Origin of the sequence: Methylibium sp. T29 (assembly GCF_000576205.1) — a bacterium.
In the GTDB taxonomy this organism is placed as follows: domain Bacteria; phylum Pseudomonadota; class Gammaproteobacteria; order Burkholderiales; family Burkholderiaceae_C; genus Methylibium; species Methylibium petroleiphilum.
Map to the genome: position 1 here is coordinate 1 of NZ_AZND01000440.1, position 1,679 is coordinate 1,679.

General features: G+C 55.9%; 1 protein-coding gene and 1 pseudogene. Both read right to left on the reverse strand.

Annotated features, from left to right (window positions below; genetic code table 11):
• Positions 1 to 497: pseudogene (locus x551_RS21835) on the reverse strand (AraC family transcriptional regulator); the annotation flags it as partial.
• Positions 498 to 729: 232 nt separating this feature from the next.
• The coding region (locus x551_RS24785; RefSeq protein WP_216701357.1) for a LuxR C-terminal-related transcriptional regulator at positions 730 to 1,679 on the reverse strand (950 nt) is incomplete at its 5' end.

Here is a 1,679-nt window from a genome sequence, read left to right on the forward strand (position 1 = left end):
CTCAGGGCTTCCACGTAGACGGCGCCGCCAATCGCGCTCTCACTGGCCTCGCGCGACATAGCCTCGACGACTGCGCGGATCGCTGTGTCCTCGGTGCGGAGCAAGTCGTGCAGTCGAACTTCAGCAATCGGTTTTCGGAGTACGTCAGCAGCCACACGTGAGATGACGCTTTCAGACAGGTAAATATGCGTAACGTCGATGGGCTCGGTCCAGTGCCAATGCGATTGCTGCGAGCGGGTCAGAAGGGAGATATCGCCCGGCCGACATTCAGTTCGAGTCCAACGCCCACCGAAGCGGCGCTCCATAGGTGTTGTACCCTGCTGGTAAGCGACGACCATGAAATCGGCCATCGGCGGCACGTGCACGTCAAGGCCGCTGTACCGGTAGGCGCGAAGCGTAACGTCTGTCCACCCGAGCCCATCACTGGTCTGAAGCAGTTCGCCGGGCACCCAGCGTGGTAGATCTTCGGAACGAATCGGTTGAGCAAATGACTGCATCGCACGACGTAGAACGAGCGCAAGCATCGCACCTACGAAGTAGGCGCTGATGGGTATGTAATCCGGACGCCTCAGGCAAGTACTTCAGGCGGTTGACGTTCAGGTGGCCAAATCCAGAAGCGTTCGCATCTGCTTTGGCTCCAAGGAGCAGACGCTACAGCCAATAAGGCGTCAAGTCGGCGCTCCACTTGCACACCATAGATCTGAACTCAGAAAAGCTAGTGAGTCGCAATCAACTGTCGAGTAGGCCAAGTTTGCGTCCTGCGGCCACCGCTGTTAGACGGTTGGTGACATTTAACTTCCCATAGATGTTCTTCAAATGCCATTTCAATGTTCCCTCCGTTATGAACAGCGTATCCGCAAGTTGACGATTCGATAGCTCAGACTGAAGTCGACGCAGTATCTTTAGCTCTCGGCTCGTAAGCGACTCGGCTCCAGCAACGAATGCGGATATCTTCGGATCACTCTTCTGAACGCCGAAAGCGGCGAGAATCTGACGCAAGTACTCGCCTGTAGGCGAGTCGCTTCGGGCAGTTGATCCGGAGGCGGAGACCAGAAGCGTGCGCATCGGTTCTCCTTCATCAACGAAGACACGGATATAGCCTTCTGACATTGCGATCCCAACGGCTTTCTGGAGAGCATCCGATGCTTTCTCAGAATCCTGCGCCGCCTGAGCCGCAAGAGCGCGCACCAGTAAAAGTTCAACCTGTTTTCGCTTCTGGCCGGTCCGAGTGGCCCTCTGTAACGCGGGATCCGTTAGCTCCCAGGCAAGTGAGCTATTTCCCTTCATTAAAGCAATACGACTTTCGAGGCGGGGAGCTTTGTCGGATATCGCGTACTTGAAAGCATCCGCTGGATCGCTCTCAGAAAAGCTTTGAAGCTCCAACCACTGCGCTTGCGCCTGACCGAGCTCGCGGCGCTTCAATAGAAGATCGATCCGCTCGGCCGCCATAGCAACGACAAGGCGAGACAGACCATGCGTCCTGCCAATGACTTCGCCTTCAGAAAGTGTCTCTAATGCATCGAGATGTGAACCTTGCGCATTCTGCAACCTTGCTAAAGCGACGTGCCCCATGATGATGGAGTCAACTGACGTCTGTTCCACGAGCGTTGTCAGTCCGTGTTCGAGCGCGCCTCCCGCTTCTTCCAAGCGATTCATCTCGTAGAGAAGTGGAGCTCGAA